We start from the raw sequence: 14,548 nt of genomic DNA, 5'->3' as shown, positions 1-14,548 counted from the left end.
GGCAACGCACGCGGTGCCCACTTGCGGCACAAGCGCCCGCGCCCGCCCGGGAAGCGCATCTTTGCGGCATCTCGGCGATGAGCATTGCGTCGACGTGCTTCACAGGACCCCTCAACCCGCTCGCGAAGGGCTTCTTTGCCGCAAAACGCGCAAGCTGGCGCCGCCCTCACCAACGGTCCGCCGGGGAGATGCTGCGCCGACTTGCCAGTTGAGGCCCCCTGGACGTCGCTGACGGGGCACCAACTGGCAAGTCAGCCAGGTGCAGGGCGGTGAGTTGCCACTTGAGGCCCGTTCAGGCGCGCCCAGGGGGCACGAACCGGCAAGTCACCACATCGCCGGCTTCGGTGGGCGGCCCAGGCGAGCCTTGGCACGCCGGGCGCGGAGGAGCAGACGAGCTCAGTCGGGGTAGACCGGCTCCGAGCCGCGGCCCTCGGCGATGAGGCGCTCGAGCACCTCGGGAGTGGTGGTGTTCTCGCCGAGCCGGTTGGGCTTGCCCTCACCGTGGTAGTCGCTGGAGCCGGTGACGGCCAGGCCGTACTTCACGGCGAGCATGGTCAGCCGGGCGGTGGCCTCCGGCTTGTTCTCGCGGTGCCGAAGCTCCAGACCGAACAGGCCGGCATCCACCAGGGCCGCCAGCCGGCTCTCTGCCATCACGTCGGCGACGCCGCGGGTGGCCGGATGGGCGATCACGGGCACTCCCCCGGCCGCACGCACCAGGGCCACCGCACGCAACGGATCCGGGGCGTAGTGCGGCTGGAAGTAGCCCGCCTCCCAGTGCAGGATCCCGGCGAACGCCTCACTGCGGGTGAGAGCGAGCCCGTTGGCGACCAGGGCGTCGGCGATGTGCGGACGGCCCACGGTGCCGCCCGTGGTGGTCTGGGCGAGGACGTCGTCCCAGGTCAGCTCGTAGTCGGCGCCGATGCGGGCCACCATCTGCTCGGCACGGGTGAGCCGGGCCTTACGGATGTGCGCCGTCTCGGCGACGATCCCGGCATCGGACGGGTCGAACAGGTAGGCCAGCAGGTGGATGCTGGTGTGGCCGACGCGGGTGCTGAACTCCATCCCGGGGATCAGGGTGATGCCCGCGGTCCGAGCGGCGATCGAGGCCTCCGACCAACCCGCCGTGGAGTCGTGGTCGGTGATCGCCACGGTGCCCAGACCCGCGGCCGCGGCGGCGCGCACGAGCTGCGAAGGCGTCTCGGTGCCGTCGGAGACGCTGGAGTGGGTATGTAGGTCGATCGGACCCGTGGAACGCCGTTCGACTGCCATTCCCCCATGCTAGTTGGCGCGGGAATACAGCTTGGTCGCCTACAGTGACTCATCTATGCTCTCCACGCTCATTCGCACCATCGTCGTGCTCGCAACCTTGGCCTTCCTCACCGTGCTGGCCTGGCCCGCGATCGCCGGGCTGCAGAACTCCTGGGTCATCGCGCACGCCGTGTCCTTCCGCGGCCTCGCCGTGGCGGTGGCCATCGCCCTGCTGTCGCTGCTGGCAATTCTGCTGCTCCTTGTTCGGCCGCTGCGCGCCACCACGGCTCTGTTGATGGTGCTTCTGGTAACTTTCGGCGCCGTCAACTCCGGCATCCTGCTGCACCGCGGTCTGGGCTCGGATGCGGCGGCGGCCCTTGCGGCGGAGCCCGCCGACGCCGCGGTCACGGTGCTGAGCTGGAACACCCTCGGCGACGCCCCCGGCGCCGCGGCCATCGCCGACCTCGCCCTCGCCGAGGAGGCCGACGTGCTCACCCTCCCCGAGACGACCGAGGAAACCGGTGTGCTCATCGCCGAGGCCATGCGTGCCGCCGGCCGGCCGATGTGGGTGCACACCGTCTCCTTCGACCTCATCTCCAAGGCACGGTCGACGACCCTGCTGATCAGCCCGGACCTCGGCGACTACACGGTCACCTCGGCCGCGGGCTCCGGCCCGCCCGGCAACACCAACGTGCTTCCCACCGTCATCGCGGAGCCCGTGGACGGCGCCGGCCCGACGATCATCGCCGTGCACGCCGTCGCCCCGATCCGGTGGGAAATGGCCAACTGGAGATCCGACCTGGACTGGTTGGCCGAGCAGTGCAGCGGCGGGTCCTCCGGCGACGACGGCGTGATCATGGCCGGCGACTTCAACGCCACGATCGACCACTTCGCCGGGCAGGCCACCTCCGACGGCGCCGTTCTCGGCGACTGCAGGGATGCCGCAGCAGCCACCGGTTCCGGCGGGGTGGGCACCTGGCCGGCCTGGGCGCCCGCCCTGCTCGGGGCCCCCATCGACCACGTCCTGGCCACGCCAGACTGGCAGGTCGAGCGGATGCACGTGATCGGTACCGAGGACACCGCCGGCAGCGACCACCGTCCCGTCGTGGCCACGCTGTCCCCCGCCACCGGATAGGCAACCGGCGGGCTCCAAGCCGACGAGTGGGACAATGGAGGAATGGCTGACTCCACCGACACCGCACCCGCACCCACCCCGGCCGCTCCTGCCGCCCGCTCGAACGAGAACCGCTCGACCACCCCGGGCTCCGCGGGGTTCAAGGAGTACATCTCCAGCGGCTGGGCAGACCGCGCCGAAACCGTGCCGCCCGCCCGCGAGCAGGCCCCCTTCGCGGCCGCCCGGCGGGAACGCATCTCCCAGCAGTACCGCGGACACCGCCTGATCGTGCCCGCCGGGCGCCTCAAGCAGCGCGCCAACGACACCGACTACCCGTTCCGCGCGCACTCAGCGTTCGCGCACCTCACCGGTTGGGGCAGCGACTCCGAGCCCGGCGCCGTGCTCGTGTTCGAACCGACCGCCACCGGCCATGAGACCACCGTGTACTTCCGGGAGCGCGCCGGCCGCGACTCCGATGAGTTCTACGCCAACTCCGAGATCGGCGAGTTCTGGATCGGCCCGCGGCCTTCCATCGCCCAGGTCGCCGGCGACCTCGGCATCACCGTGCGCGGCATCGACGGCTTCGCCGACGTGCTCCGCCGCGTCGACAGCGAAACCCTGCTCGTGCGCGAGGCCGACCCGTTCCTCACCGGCCAGGTCGACGACGCACGCCTGCGCAACGCCGCCGAGAAAATGATCACCGGAAACGGCTCTGACGCCCCGTTCAGCATCGAGATCAACCACGAACACGACGCGGATGCCGGTCTCGCCCGCGACCTGTCCGAGCTGCGGCTCGTGAAGGACGCCTACGAAATCGGCCAGATGCGCCTGGCCGTGGCGGCCACCGCCCGCGGTTTTGAGGACGTCATCCGCGACCTGCCCCGCTCCAGCACGCACCAGCGTGGTGAGCGTCTGGTCGAGGGTGTCTTCAACACCCGCGCCAGGGCCGACGGCAACACCGTCGGCTACGACACCATCGCGGCTTCCGGCCCGCACGCCTGCATCCTGCACTGGACCCGCAACGACGGCCCGGTTCTGTCCGGAGACGTCATGCTGCTGGATGCCGGTGTCGAGGTGGACAGCTACTACACCGCCGACATCACCCGCACCCTGCCGATCGATGGTTCCTTCACCGATGTGCAACGCCGGGTGTACGACGCCGTCCGCGAGGCCGCCGATGCCGCGTTCCTCGTGGCCCGTCCCGGCGCGATCTTCCGGGAGGTGCACGCGGCCGCGATGGCCGTGATCGCCCGGCACACCGCCGACTGGGGCATGCTGCCCGTCACCGCCGAGGAGGCGCTGCGGCCGGAGAACGGCCAGCACCGCCGCTACATGGTGCACGGCACCAGCCACCACCTCGGCCTCGACGTGCACGACTGCGCGCAGGCCCGCCGCGACATGTACATGGACGGCGTGATCGAGGCCGGCATGGTCTTCACGATCGAGCCCGGCCTGTACTTCCAGCCCGACGACCTCACCGTGCCCGCCGAGTACCGGGGCATCGGCGTGCGCATCGAAGACGACATCCTGATCACCGAGACCGGCGCCGAGAACCTCTCCGCCGGCATCCCCCGCGACTCCGCCGCGGTCGAAGCCTGGATGGCGGAGCTGCAGGCCTAGCCGCCCGTCCCTTTCAGGGAGCTAACTGTTCCCGAAGCGGACAATTGGTCCCCTTGGGTTCAGGGGGTCGTTGCAACACCTGATTGATTGAGGTGTTGGTTATGGGTGGTCGTGTTGGGTTTCCGCGTGAGGTTCGTCGTCGGTTCTGGGAGGAGCTCAGGGTCGGCGGCACGGTCACGGATGCGGCTGCCGGCGCGGGGGTGAATCGGTCGACGGCTGCGAACTGGGTAAGTCAGGCTGGCGGGATGGTTCCCCCGCGCGTTGACCCGTCGAGCCGTTTGACGTTCCTCGATCGGGAGGAGATCTGGTTTGGCCGTTCTCAAGGCGAAAGCATGCGCTCGATCGCGGCCCGGCTTGGGCGGGCGCCGTCCACGATCAGCCGCGAACTGCGCGGCGGGATGACGAGGCGCGGGTATCGTCCGTCGTTCGCTGAGCAACAGTCCCGGTATCGAGCGCGCCGGCCCCGCGGCGGGAAGCTGGCCAATAACGACCGGTTGCTGGAATACGTGCAAACTGGGTTGAGCGCCGAACACAGCCCGGAGCAAATCAGTCTGCGGCTGCGGCGAGACTTCCCCGACGACATGGAGATGCGGGTGTCTCACGAGACGATCTATCAGGCCCTCTATGTTGAAGGGCGCGGCCAGCTGCGCCGCGACCTGGTTACGGCGCTGCGGACCGGGCGGACGTTGCGCAAATCTCAGGGTCGGCAACAACCCGGATCGCGCATCCGCGACATGGTCATGATCACCGACCGGCCCGCGGAGGTCGAAGACCGCGCCGTTCCCGGCCACTGGGAAGGCGACCTCATCACCGGCGCCGGAAACGCCTCAGCGATCGGCACCCTGGTTGAGCGCGCAACCGGATATTTGATGCTGCTGCACCTCCCCGAGAAACACGGCGCGATCGAGGTTCGCGACCAGATGATCATCGCGATCGAGAAGATGCCCGCAGAACTGCGCAAAACAGTGACCTGGGACCAAGGCATCGAGATGGCCAAGCACCGAGACATCACCATCGCCACCGGCATCGACATCTACTTCTGCGACCCGCACTCGCCCTGGCAGCGCGGCTCGAACGAGAACACCAACGGGCTGTTACGGCAGTACTTCCCCAAGGGCACCGACCTCTCCGGCTACCACCCCGAATACCTCGAATTCGTCACCGACAAGCTCAACGACCGACCACGAAAACGGCTCGACGCAGCCACCCCGCGAGAAGCCCTGCATCAGCTACTCTCAGACCAAGAAAACAGCGGTGTTGCATCGACCAGTTGAATCCACCCCCGGTGTGCCGGGTGCAGTTGTCCGCACGGGCAACAGTTGTCCGCACGGGCGCGATTAGCGGGCGGGGTCGACCGGGCCGGCGATCGGCGGCTGCGGGTCCGACGGCCCGGCCGCGGGCGGCGCCGATACCGGCGGGGCCGGCTGACCGTAGGCGGGCGGCGCTGTCGGCTGGTCGCCCGCGGGGTCACGTGGTGCGTCCACCGGCGGCAGGGGCACGGACCTCGGCGGGTCGGACGGGTGCGGAGCGGCAGCACCGTCGGGCTCCACGTGTCCGGCCAGCAGGTTGCGGGCCTTGTTCAGCAGCTCCACGTTCACGATCACCTGGTAGTTGCCGGCGATCACCTGCATTGTCGAGGTGAAGTCTTTGCGCCGACGGTTGACGGCGTAGCTGACCAGGCCGAAGAGCATGCCGAAACCGGCACCCATCAGCACGGCGGCGAACACGAACGGCAGGCCGGCCGCGTCAGGGGAGAAGATGAAGAAGAGCAGGCCGAAGAACACCCCGAGCCAGGCCCCCGATGCCGCGCCGGCCAGCGCCACCCGGCCCCAGGTGAGCTTGCCGGTGACACGCTCAACGGTCTTGAGGTCGTTGCCCAGGATCGAGAGCTGCTTCACCGGGAAGTCGGCCTTGGCGAGGACGTCCACGGCCAGCTGGGCCTCGTTGTAGGTCTCGTACGTCGCCACGACCTCGCCCTTGGGCAGAACGGGGTACAGCGCGGCGGCGGCACGACCGCCGAAGGGGCTCTGATTGCTCATGCAGCCATTCTTCCACGCCCACCGGGAATCCCCGATGAGCTGGCTGTGCATCCGTTGGGAGAATGGCTCGATGATCAGCCAAACGGTTGCGCCGCCCGCCCGGGCCCGCACCGTACCGGAGGTGCGGCTCCGCGCATCCGGCACGGCGGTTGTGGAGCCCGCACAAGCTAAGTTATAGGTGTGGCAAACACCAGAGTCTTCGTCGCCCGCCTAGCCGGGTGCAACGTCTTCGACCCCGCGGGCGACCGTGTGGGCAAGGTTCGCGATGTGCTCGTGGTCTACCGAAAAGACGACCCGCCCCGCGTGGTCGGCCTGATCGTCGAAATTCCCGGCAAGCGCCGGGTGTTCGTCTCCATCGGCAGGGTCACCAGCATCGGCAGCGGCCAGATCATCACCACCGGGCTGATCAATGTGCGCCGGTTCGAGCAGCGTGGCGGCGAGGTGCGCGTGATCGCCGAGATGCTCGGCCGCCGGGTCGCGTTCAACGACGGTTCAGGCGAAGCGTCCATCGAGGACGTGGCCATCGAGGAGTCCGCCCAGGGCGACTGGGCCATCAGCCAACTCTTCGTGCGCCGCCCCAAGACCAGTTCATCGCCCTTCACCAAGGGGGCCACGGCGTTCGCCAACTGGGCCGAGGTCTATGAGAAGGTCACGGCCGGTGAGGCCCAGTCCGCCGAGCAGCTCATCGCCACCTACTCGGACATGAAGCCCGCCGACCTCGCGAACACCCTGCTCGACCTGCCGCGCCAACGCATGTTCGAGGTGGCAGAGGAACTGCCCGACGGCCGCCTGGCGGACGTGCTCGAGGAGATGCCCGAAAGCGAGCAGGTGGGCATCCTCACCCGGCTCGGCGACTCACGCGCCGCCGAGGTGCTCGACCACATGCAGCCGGACGACGCGGCCGACCTCATCGCACAGCTGCCAGAGGAGCGCGGCGAGCACCTGCTCGACCTGATGGAGCCCGAAGAAGCCGACGACGTCAGGTTCCTGCTCTCCTACGCTCCGGACACCGCCGGTGGCCTGATGACCACCGAGCCGATCATCGTCTCCGCCGACGCCACCGTCGCTGAGGGGCTGGCCCTCATCCGCCGGCACGACCTCGCGCCGGCGCTCGGTGCGGCGATCTGCGTCACCCTGCCGCCCTACGAACCGCCCACCGGCCGGTTCCTGGGCATGGTGCACTTCCAGCGGATGCTGCGCTACCCGCCGCACGAGCGCCTCGGCACGCTGCTGGACCTCGGTCTGGACCCGGTCACCGCGGACACCTCGGCGGCCGAAGTCAGCCGCATCCTCGCCAGCTACGACCTGGTCTCCGTTCCCGTGGTCGACGAAAACCACCGACTCGTCGGGGTGGTGACGATTGATGACGTGCTCGACTACCTGCTGCCGGACGACTGGCGAAGTCACGACGACGGCGACGAGGTACGCAAACGTGCCACGGCCAGAACCCAGCTGGTAACAGGAAGCATCCCGCTGCCGGGAGTACGGAGGCACGGCAATGGCACGCGCTAACAAGAGCGAACTGCGCCTCGACACCCCCAAGGGCCTGCGCACCACCAACCTCGTCGGTCGTAAGCGCAACGGGCGCAGCAACGACAGGTTCGGCCGGTTCACCGAGGCGATCGCCCGCGGCATGGGCACGCCCTGGTTCCTGCTGGGGCTGAGCGCCCTCGTGGTCTTCTGGGTCGGCTGGAACACCCTCTCCCCCGAGGGCCTCCGTTTCGACTCCATCGAGCTGGGCTTCATCGCGCTCACCCTGGTGCTGTCGCTGCAGGCGTCCTACGCGGCACCGCTGATCCTGCTCGCACAGAACCGGCAGGATGACCGTGACCGGGTGCAGTTCGAACAGGACCGTCAGCGCGCCGAACGCAACCTCGCCGACACCGAGTACCTCGCCCGTGAGGTCGTGGCGCTGCGCTTGGGCATGAAGGACCTCGCCTCGAAGGACTTCCTGCGCGCCGAACTGCGCGCCCTGCTCGACAACCTCGACCAGCGCGACGAACAGGAACGCCGCGAACGCGAGGCCGCCAGGGACCGGGACAGCCGGGAGCTGGAAAGCCGGGAACGTGAGGCCAGTCCCCGCGACAGCCGCGGCACCATCGAGCGCTCCGCCCCGCACGAGGCGCACCCGTTTGACTGACCACCACTCGGCCGACGACAGGGTGCGTGCCGCTCTGACCCGCGTCATCGACCCGGAGATCCGCAAACCCATCACCGAACTCGACATGGTCTCCGACGTCACGATCGACGCCGACGGCGGCGCGACGGTGAGCATCCGCCTCACCATCGCCGGCTGCCCCGCGGCGACCCGGATCGAAACGGATGTGCGCGAAGCCACCGAGTCGGTCGTCGGCGCTGGCCTGGCCCGGGTGCTGGTCTCGGTGATGACGCCGGAGCAGCGCCGGGCCATGACCGAGAAGCTGCGCGGCGGTCAGGGCGCGCGCAGCCTGCAGTTCTCCCCCGACTCGCTCACCCAGATCTACGCCATCACCAGCGGCAAGGGCGGCGTGGGCAAGTCCACCGTCACCGCCAACCTCGCGGTGGCCCTCGCCGCGCGGGGCCTGCGGGTGGGTATCGTCGACGCCGATGTGTACGGCTTCTCTATCCCCGGGCTGCTCGGCTTGGTCACCCCGCCGGCGACCCCCGGCGGTCAGCCCGGCATGGTCAAGCCCACCCAGGTCGGTGACATGATCCTGCCGCCGATCGGCTTCGACGTGAAGGTCATCTCGATCGGCATGTTCGTCGACGACACCTCGGTGGCCGTCGCCTGGCGCGGACCGATGCTGCACCGCACCATCACCCAGTTCCTCACCGAGGTGTACTTCGGCGATCTCGACATCCTGTTGCTCGACCTGCCGCCGGGCACCGGCGACATCGCCATCTCGGTGGGCCAGCTGCTTCCGCACGCCGAGGTCATCGTGGTCACCACACCGCAAGCGGCCGCGTCCGACATCTCCGAACGAAGCGGCGCCGTCGCCAGGCAGACCGGCCAGAAGGTCTACGGAGTGATCGAGAATATGTCGGGGCTGATGCAGCCGGACGGCACCCTGCTGGAAATCTTCGGCGCCGGCGGCGGCGCCGACGTGGCCGCCCGGCTCTCGGCGGGCCAGGACAGCCCGGTGCCGCTGCTCGGCCAGGTGCCGCTCAGCGTGGCCCTCCGTAGCGGCGGCGACGCCGGACTGCCCGTGGTACTCGGTGACCCCGCCGACCCGGCCGCCGAGGCCATCCAGGCCATCGCCGCCACGCTGGCCACCAGGGGCCGCGGCCTGGCCGGGCTGAGCCTGGGCATCAGCCCGCGCTGAGCGCCCCCGCCGCTTGTCGGTAAGCCTGTCTAAACTGGCCAGCATGACTGCGCCAATGCTGACCGCAACCGCCCCGGTACTCCCGTTCACCGTCGAATTGTCCCGCGACATCTGCTCGACGACGGGTGAGACCGTGGGCGTCATCGGCCCGTTCACCGGCACAGAGCTGCACTCCCTGCCGGTGAGCAGCACCGTAGATGTGGCGGATGCGTACGCTCGCGCCCGCCTTGCCCAGATCGGTTGGGCCCGCGCGGGTTTCGCGCACCGCCGGGCGGTGCTCTTGCGCGCCCACGACCTGCTGCTCGCCCGCCGGGAGAGCCTCCTGGACACCCTGCAGACCGAGACCGGCAAGACCAGGGGGCAGGCGTTCGAGGAGGTCTTCCAGGCCGCCGGCGTCACCCGGTACAACGCCGTAGCCGCCCGCCGGGTGTTGGGCGGGGAAACGCGCCGCTCCGGTCTGCCGGTCCTGGTCACCACCCGGGTGCGCCACCGACCCAAGGGCGTCGCCGGGGTCATCACGCCGTGGAACTTTCCGCTGAGCCTGGCCGCGATGGACGTGGTGCCTGCGCTGGCCGCCGGCTGCGGGGTCGTGCAGAAGGCCGACAACCAGGGGGCGCTGAGCATCCTGCTGCTGCGCCGCGCGTTCGTCGACGCGGGCGTGCCCGCCGACCTGTGGGCCGTGGTGACCGGCGACGGCGCCGAGATCGGCGGGGCCGTCACGGCCGGCGCGGACTACGTCTGCTTCACCGGGTCGACCGCCACCGGGCTGCGGGTAGGCGCCCAGGCGGCGAGCACCCTCACCGGGGCGTCGCTGGAACTGGGCGGCAAGAACCCGATGATCGTGCTCGACGACGTCGACCCGCACCGCGCCGCCGCGCAGGCCGCCTACGCCTGTTTCTCCTCGATGGGTCAGCTGTGCGTGTCGATCGAGCGCATCTACGTGCAGCGCGCGGTGTCCGATCAGTTCCTGCGCGAGTTCGTCACGGTCACCCGCGCCCTGATCCTCGGTTCGGCGCTGGATTACAGCACGGATGTGGGGTCGCTCACCTCACAGGCGCAGCTCGAGCGAGTCACCGAACACGTCGCCGACGCTCTCGCCCACGGCGCCACCGTGCAGGCCGGCGGGCGGGCCCGGCCCGACCTCGGCCCGTATTTCTACGAACCGACCATCCTCACCGGGGTCACCCCCGGCATGCTCTGCCACGCCGGCGAGACTTTCGGCCCGGTGGTGGCGGTGTCGGTCGTCGACTCGGAGCAGGAGGCCATCCTGGCCGCCAACGACAGCGACTACGGGCTCAACGCGTCGGTGCTCAGCGGCTCGGCCCGGCGTGGTCTGCGGGTCGCCGAGGCGCTGGAGGCCGGCAGCGTGAACGTCAACGAGGGCTACCGAGGGTCGTTCTCCGCCGTGGACGCCCCGATGGGCGGGGTGAAGGACTCCGGTCTGGGCCGTCGCAACGGACCGGAAGGCTTGCTGCGCTTCGTGAACCCGGTCACCATCTCCCGGGCCACTGGCGTGCTCACTCTGCCCGTCAACGGGCAGCAGTTCGGCCGCATGGTCGGCCCGATGCTCCTCCTGGCGCGCACCCTGAAGGCGGCGAGGCGGCGTTAGCCGCCCGCCGCCGACGCGAGTTGCCCCGCGGCGGACGAGTTGCCCCGGCACAGCCGGGCAACTCGTCCACAATGGGGCAGGTCGCGAGAGGACAGTTAGTTGTTGCCGTCGTTGCCGGTGACGTGCACCGCATAGCCCCAGCAGCCGGCATCCGCCCAGTGATAGTAGTCGCCGCCGCCGGTGTCGCCGTCCAGGGCGAGGGTGAACCCGGCCTGCAGTCCGGGTTCGACGTCTCCGAGCCTGGTCATGTCGACGCCCGCGAATTCACCGTCGACGGTGTGCCTGACGGCGTGCCAGTCGTAACCGGCCTCTGCCATGCACTGGCTGATCAATCCGTAGAAGTACTCGTACTCAGCGGGGGTATCGGGAATGGCATCGGGGTTGGGCGTGCGCACCTCGACGACGTTGCCGTCGCCCTCGGCACCGCTGCCGGATGCGTCACCGCCGGTCGCTTCGTCGCCGGCGGTGCCGTCGGTGTTCGTCGTCTCGTCCGCCACGACGACCTCGTCGGGGGTGTCCGCCCCGGCACCCGTCGCCGCCGCGGCGGCAGTCGGTGTCGCTACCGGCGCGGGAGCCGTCGACGGTGTCGCCGATGGCGTGGCCCTGGCGGTCGGAGCCGATGCTGCTGCCAGCACGTTCGTCGTGGGCCGCGAATCCTGCCCGGCCGCGTAGGCCGTCGCACCCACCGACAGCACGGCGACCCCCGCGACGATTCCCACCATGATGAGACGGCTACGTGTATTGCGCATGATGCGACCTTCCCCCGGGGTCTTCAGCAACACGGTGCCGCCCCACTCTCTCTGGCAAGGCTACGCCTGGTCCACGCCGGAGAGCGCTCCACGACTCCCCCCTTCCGGGGCGACCGCGCACTGCAACTCGCGAGTTGCTCCCGTGCGGACAAGGTGCCCCGGCACACCGGGGCACCTCGTCCGCAGCAGGGCAACTCGGCGGCGCTAGGTGGCCTCGGAGTCGAACGGCGCGGGCCCGGTCAGGGCGCCTTCCCTGGCACGCTTCCGCTGCAGGTAGGCACTGTCGGGGTTCGGCCCGGCGCGGCCGACCACGGCGGACTTGCCCTTCACGGGCTCGTCCTCGATGAGGGCTTCACGGATGATCCGGCGCGGGTCATACTGCCTGGGGTCGAGTTTCTTCCAGTCGACGTCGTCGAATTCCGGACCCATCTCGTCTTTCATCCGGTCCTTGGCGCCATTGGCCATGTCGCGAAGCTGGCGCACCAGCCGGCCGAGTTGGGCCGCATAGTGCGGCAACTTCTCGGGTCCGAGCAGGAAGACGGCGATGATCCCGATGAGCAGGAGTTTCTCGAACGTCAGACCGAACATGCCCTCAGAATATCCCCCCGGCGAGGCATCCCCGAACCACGGGCCGCACAGCCGTAGTCTTGACCTAATCATCTACTGGAGTTGCGGAATGTCTGACAAAGATCTGAATTGGAAATTCGCCGACGACTCGGTGGTGGAGAGCGACGCCCTGGCACGAGCCCGGCAGCAGTCCCTCGAGCTCGGCATCGACGCCATCGCCCCCTCGGTGGGCGCGCAGTCGGCCGTCATCGCCGCGGCCACCGGAGCCCGCAGCATCCTCGAGGTCGGGACGGGTGCCGGCGTGTCGGGCATCTGGCTGCTCACCGGTGCTCCCGGTGCCACCCTCACCTCGATCGACATCGAGGTTGATCACCTGCAGCACGCCAAGGCTAATTTCCACGAGGCCGGCATCCCCACCAACCGGGTACGCCTCATCACCGGACGCGCCGCCGAGGTCCTGCCGCGCATGAACGAGAACTCCTACGACATCGTGTTCGTGGATGCCGACCCGCAGTCGGTCATCGAGTACGTCGAGCACGGCCTGCGCCTGGCCCGGCCGGGCGGCACCGTCCTGGTGGCGCACGCGCTCTGGCGTGGCCGGGTGGCCGACCCTGTGCAGCGCGACGACGTCGCCACGGGCTTCCGCACCCTGCTCAACGAGATCGCCTCGTCCAAGGCCGTGATCAGCGCGCTCTCCCCCGTCGGCGACGGCCTGCTCCAGATCACGAAGCTGCGCGCGTAGCCTCGCTCCGGATACAGCAATCGGCTGTGCGGAGAACCGCACAGCCGATCAGCTGAAAACCTGTCTTACAGAATTACTACACGGCCGGGGCAACTACGCCCGCGAGCGCATCGTGAAGCTCCTTGGCTTCTGCGTCGTTCACAGAGACGACGAGCCGACCCCCACCTTCGAGCGGTACACGCACGATGATCAGGCGCCCCTCCTTTACAGCCTCCATTGGTCCGTCTCCGGTCCGTGGCTTCATGGCCGCCATGAACTCCCCTTCCATTCGTAGTCTGTACTCCTATTATCGACCATTCGGCCGTCAGACAGTAATTAGGGCGGGGTCCAATCCGCACCGTCCACGCCCCAACAGAGCAAAAGCCAGCCCCACTGGGCGCAGATCAACGCCAGTGTGACCACAACGCGGTACACGGCGTTTCGCGGCGTGGCGAGCGCTCCGAGCAGCGGGAACATCGGCATCAGCAGCCTGAACACACTCGACTGCGGAAAGAACACCGCGAGCAGGTAGAGCGCGTACGAGGCTACCCAGAGCCGCAGGTCCACACCCAGGCTCTTCACCGCCTGCGAGAACATCACCAGTGTGAAGGCGACGATCAGCGCGACAACGGCGATGATGCCCAGAGGCGACCCCAGCCACCACACCCCGCTCTGGAACCAGGCCGCAAACGGCACCAGCTCCTGGTAGCCGATGTACGCCGACCGCCAGGCCAGTTCGGTGTCGGTGTACGCGGTGACGGACCCCGTCACCAGCCAGGCGATCCCCGGCCAGGCAAGGCCCATCACCCCACTGAAAACGGCCACGAATGAGGCGGTGACAGCTTCGCGCACCGGGAACGGGTCGCGGGCGCGGCTGTACCAGCGGTAGCCGACGTGCAGGGCCAGGAACAGGGCGAAGGCCAGCCCGCTAGGCCGGGTCAGTGCCATCACGGCGATCACGGGCACCAGCACCAGGTAACGCCGCTCCAGCAGGAGCAGCAGGGCCAGGGTGAGCAGCAGCAGGTGCATCGACTCGGCGTAGCCGAACTGCAGCAGCGGCGAGAGCGGGGCGACGCAGAACAGCAGCACCGAGAACAGCGCCGTTGACGGCGTCTGCACCCGCCGCATCAGCCGGTAGAACAGCAGCGCGGTGCCCAGGCTGCAGACCACCGACACGAACACCGCCACCGGCGCCCACGGGGCCCCGGTGACCAGCATCAGAACCCGCACCACGGCCGGGTAGCCCGGCATGAACGCCCAGGCGTTCTCGCCGACGTGACCGTCCGCGGTGACCGGCAGCACCGACGGGTAGCCGCCGACACCGACGATGTTGTACCAAAGGCCGTCCCACATGGTGGCGAACGCCGTGTAGCCGGGCTTGGCCAGCGTCCAGGCGTTCTGCCCCTGCACGCTGGCCAGCACCAGCACCAGTGAGGTGGTCACCAGCCGGGAGGCCAGCCAGATGACAGAGACTTTCAGCCACCAGGGCACAAGCCGGTAGCGGGCCTGCCAGCGCGCAGGTAGAGCACCGGTGGGGCCTCGGCGAACCGGCAGGGCCGGTGAGCGGGTGTGCGCCACC

14 protein-coding genes are annotated in these 14,548 nt (G+C 69.1%); 8 read left to right on the top strand and 6 right to left on the bottom strand.

Features of this window, described 5'->3' with window-relative positions; genetic code table 11:
* Positions 1 to 396 precede the first annotated feature (396 nt).
* Positions 397 to 1,269 carry a PHP domain-containing protein gene (locus tag B7495_RS05195; RefSeq protein WP_088455635.1) on the bottom strand — a complete coding sequence of 291 codons (873 nt, stop codon included), beginning with the start codon at positions 1,267 to 1,269 and terminating at the stop codon, positions 397 to 399.
* A gap of 55 nt (positions 1,270 to 1,324) precedes the next feature.
* Between B7495_RS05195 and B7495_RS05190 the strand changes: the two genes are divergently transcribed.
* From B7495_RS05190 to B7495_RS05180, 3 genes are all read left to right on the top strand, one after another.
* A complete protein-coding gene (locus tag B7495_RS05190; protein ID WP_088455634.1) occupies positions 1,325 to 2,383 on the top strand; it encodes an endonuclease/exonuclease/phosphatase family protein in 1,059 nt (352 codons plus the stop codon).
* Between the two features lie 42 nt (positions 2,384 to 2,425).
* Positions 2,426 to 3,982 (top strand): aminopeptidase P family protein, encoded by a 1,557-nt coding sequence (locus tag B7495_RS05185; RefSeq protein ID WP_088455633.1) that lies wholly within the window; start codon positions 2,426 to 2,428, stop codon positions 3,980 to 3,982.
* 101 nt (positions 3,983 to 4,083) lie between these two features.
* Positions 4,084 to 5,256, top strand: a complete 1,173-nt coding sequence (locus B7495_RS05180) for an IS30 family transposase (protein WP_088454824.1) — start codon at positions 4,084 to 4,086, stop codon at positions 5,254 to 5,256.
* 63 nt (positions 5,257 to 5,319) lie between these two features.
* Here the strand turns inward: B7495_RS05180 and B7495_RS05175 are convergent, their stop codons facing one another.
* Positions 5,320 to 6,021: a general stress protein gene (locus B7495_RS05175; protein WP_240632413.1), complete on the bottom strand. Its 702-nt coding sequence runs from the start codon at positions 6,019 to 6,021 to the stop codon at positions 5,320 to 5,322.
* Positions 6,022 to 6,201: 180 nt separating this feature from the next.
* Between B7495_RS05175 and B7495_RS05170 the strand changes: the two genes are divergently transcribed.
* From B7495_RS05170 to B7495_RS05155, 4 genes are read left to right on the top strand one after another with little or no spacing between them, the layout of a single operon-like run.
* Positions 6,202 to 7,533, top strand: a complete 1,332-nt coding sequence (locus B7495_RS05170; RefSeq protein ID WP_088455632.1) for a magnesium transporter MgtE N-terminal domain-containing protein — start codon at positions 6,202 to 6,204, stop codon at positions 7,531 to 7,533.
* On the top strand, positions 7,520 to 8,161 hold the full coding sequence (locus B7495_RS05165; RefSeq protein ID WP_088455631.1) for a DUF1003 domain-containing protein: 642 nt from the start codon (positions 7,520 to 7,522) through the stop codon (positions 8,159 to 8,161). Before B7495_RS05170 ends, B7495_RS05165 begins: the two co-directional genes overlap by 14 nt.
* The gene (locus tag B7495_RS05160; protein ID WP_240632412.1) at positions 8,154 to 9,323 is read left to right on the top strand and encodes a P-loop NTPase; all 1,170 of its coding nucleotides are present in this window, start codon (positions 8,154 to 8,156) and stop codon (positions 9,321 to 9,323) included. The genes B7495_RS05165 and B7495_RS05160 overlap by 8 nt, the downstream gene beginning before the upstream one ends.
* 43 nt (positions 9,324 to 9,366) lie before the next feature.
* Positions 9,367 to 10,932, top strand: a complete 1,566-nt coding sequence (locus tag B7495_RS05155; protein WP_240632411.1) for a succinic semialdehyde dehydrogenase — start codon at positions 9,367 to 9,369, stop codon at positions 10,930 to 10,932.
* Positions 10,933 to 11,027: 95 nt separating this feature from the next.
* Here B7495_RS05155 and B7495_RS18750 read toward each other — a convergent pair whose 3' ends face one another.
* A complete protein-coding gene (locus B7495_RS18750; RefSeq protein WP_134409529.1) occupies positions 11,028 to 11,681 on the bottom strand; it encodes a hypothetical protein in 654 nt (217 codons plus the stop codon).
* 204 nt (positions 11,682 to 11,885) lie between these two features.
* Positions 11,886 to 12,269 (bottom strand): twin-arginine translocase TatA/TatE family subunit, encoded by a 384-nt coding sequence (locus B7495_RS05140; RefSeq protein WP_088455627.1) that lies wholly within the window; start codon positions 12,267 to 12,269, stop codon positions 11,886 to 11,888.
* An 88-nt stretch (positions 12,270 to 12,357) separates the two neighbouring features.
* Here B7495_RS05140 and B7495_RS05135 point away from each other — a divergent pair, with 88 nt between their 5' ends.
* On the top strand, positions 12,358 to 12,990 hold the full coding sequence (locus tag B7495_RS05135) for an O-methyltransferase (RefSeq protein WP_088455626.1): 633 nt from the start codon (positions 12,358 to 12,360) through the stop codon (positions 12,988 to 12,990).
* 76 nt (positions 12,991 to 13,066) lie between these two features.
* Here the strand turns inward: B7495_RS05135 and B7495_RS05130 are convergent, their stop codons facing one another.
* Entirely contained in the window at positions 13,067 to 13,243 is a 177-nt protein-coding gene (locus B7495_RS05130) for a DUF3117 domain-containing protein (protein WP_088457918.1), read from the bottom strand.
* 62 nt (positions 13,244 to 13,305) lie between these two features.
* Complete coding sequence (locus B7495_RS05125) at positions 13,306 to 14,547, bottom strand: hypothetical protein (RefSeq protein ID WP_240632410.1); 1,242 nt, start codon at positions 14,545 to 14,547, stop codon at positions 13,306 to 13,308.
* Position 14,548 lies beyond the last annotated feature (1 nt).

The organism is Cryobacterium sp. LW097 (genome assembly GCF_002205495.2).
Classification (GTDB): Bacteria; Actinomycetota; Actinomycetes; order Actinomycetales; family Microbacteriaceae; genus Cryobacterium; species Cryobacterium zongtaii.
This window is presented reverse-complemented; position numbering and strand designations above follow the sequence as displayed.

Bases quoted from the DNA above. Each gene is read 5' to 3' on its own strand.
- B7495_RS05195 (WP_088455635.1), bottom strand. From the start codon at position 1,269: ATGGCAGTCGAACGGCGTTCCACGGGTCCGATCGACCTACATACCCAC.
- B7495_RS05165 (WP_088455631.1), top strand. From the start codon at position 7,520: ATGGCACGCGCTAACAAGAGCGAACTGCGCCTCGACACCCCCAAGGGC.
- B7495_RS05155 (WP_240632411.1), top strand. From the start codon at position 9,367: ATGACTGCGCCAATGCTGACCGCAACCGCCCCGGTACTCCCGTTCACC.
- B7495_RS05185 (WP_088455633.1), top strand. From the start codon at position 2,426: ATGGCTGACTCCACCGACACCGCACCCGCACCCACCCCGGCCGCTCCT.
- B7495_RS05130 (WP_088457918.1), bottom strand. From the start codon at position 13,243: ATGGCGGCCATGAAGCCACGGACCGGAGACGGACCAATGGAGGCTGTA.
- B7495_RS18750 (WP_134409529.1), bottom strand. From the start codon at position 11,681: ATGCGCAATACACGTAGCCGTCTCATCATGGTGGGAATCGTCGCGGGG.
- B7495_RS05140 (WP_088455627.1), bottom strand. From the start codon at position 12,269: ATGTTCGGTCTGACGTTCGAGAAACTCCTGCTCATCGGGATCATCGCC.
- B7495_RS05180 (WP_088454824.1), top strand. From the start codon at position 4,084: ATGGGTGGTCGTGTTGGGTTTCCGCGTGAGGTTCGTCGTCGGTTCTGG.
- B7495_RS05190 (WP_088455634.1), top strand. From the start codon at position 1,325: ATGCTCTCCACGCTCATTCGCACCATCGTCGTGCTCGCAACCTTGGCC.
- B7495_RS05135 (WP_088455626.1), top strand. From the start codon at position 12,358: ATGTCTGACAAAGATCTGAATTGGAAATTCGCCGACGACTCGGTGGTG.
- B7495_RS05175 (WP_240632413.1), bottom strand. From the start codon at position 6,021: ATGAGCAATCAGAGCCCCTTCGGCGGTCGTGCCGCCGCCGCGCTGTAC.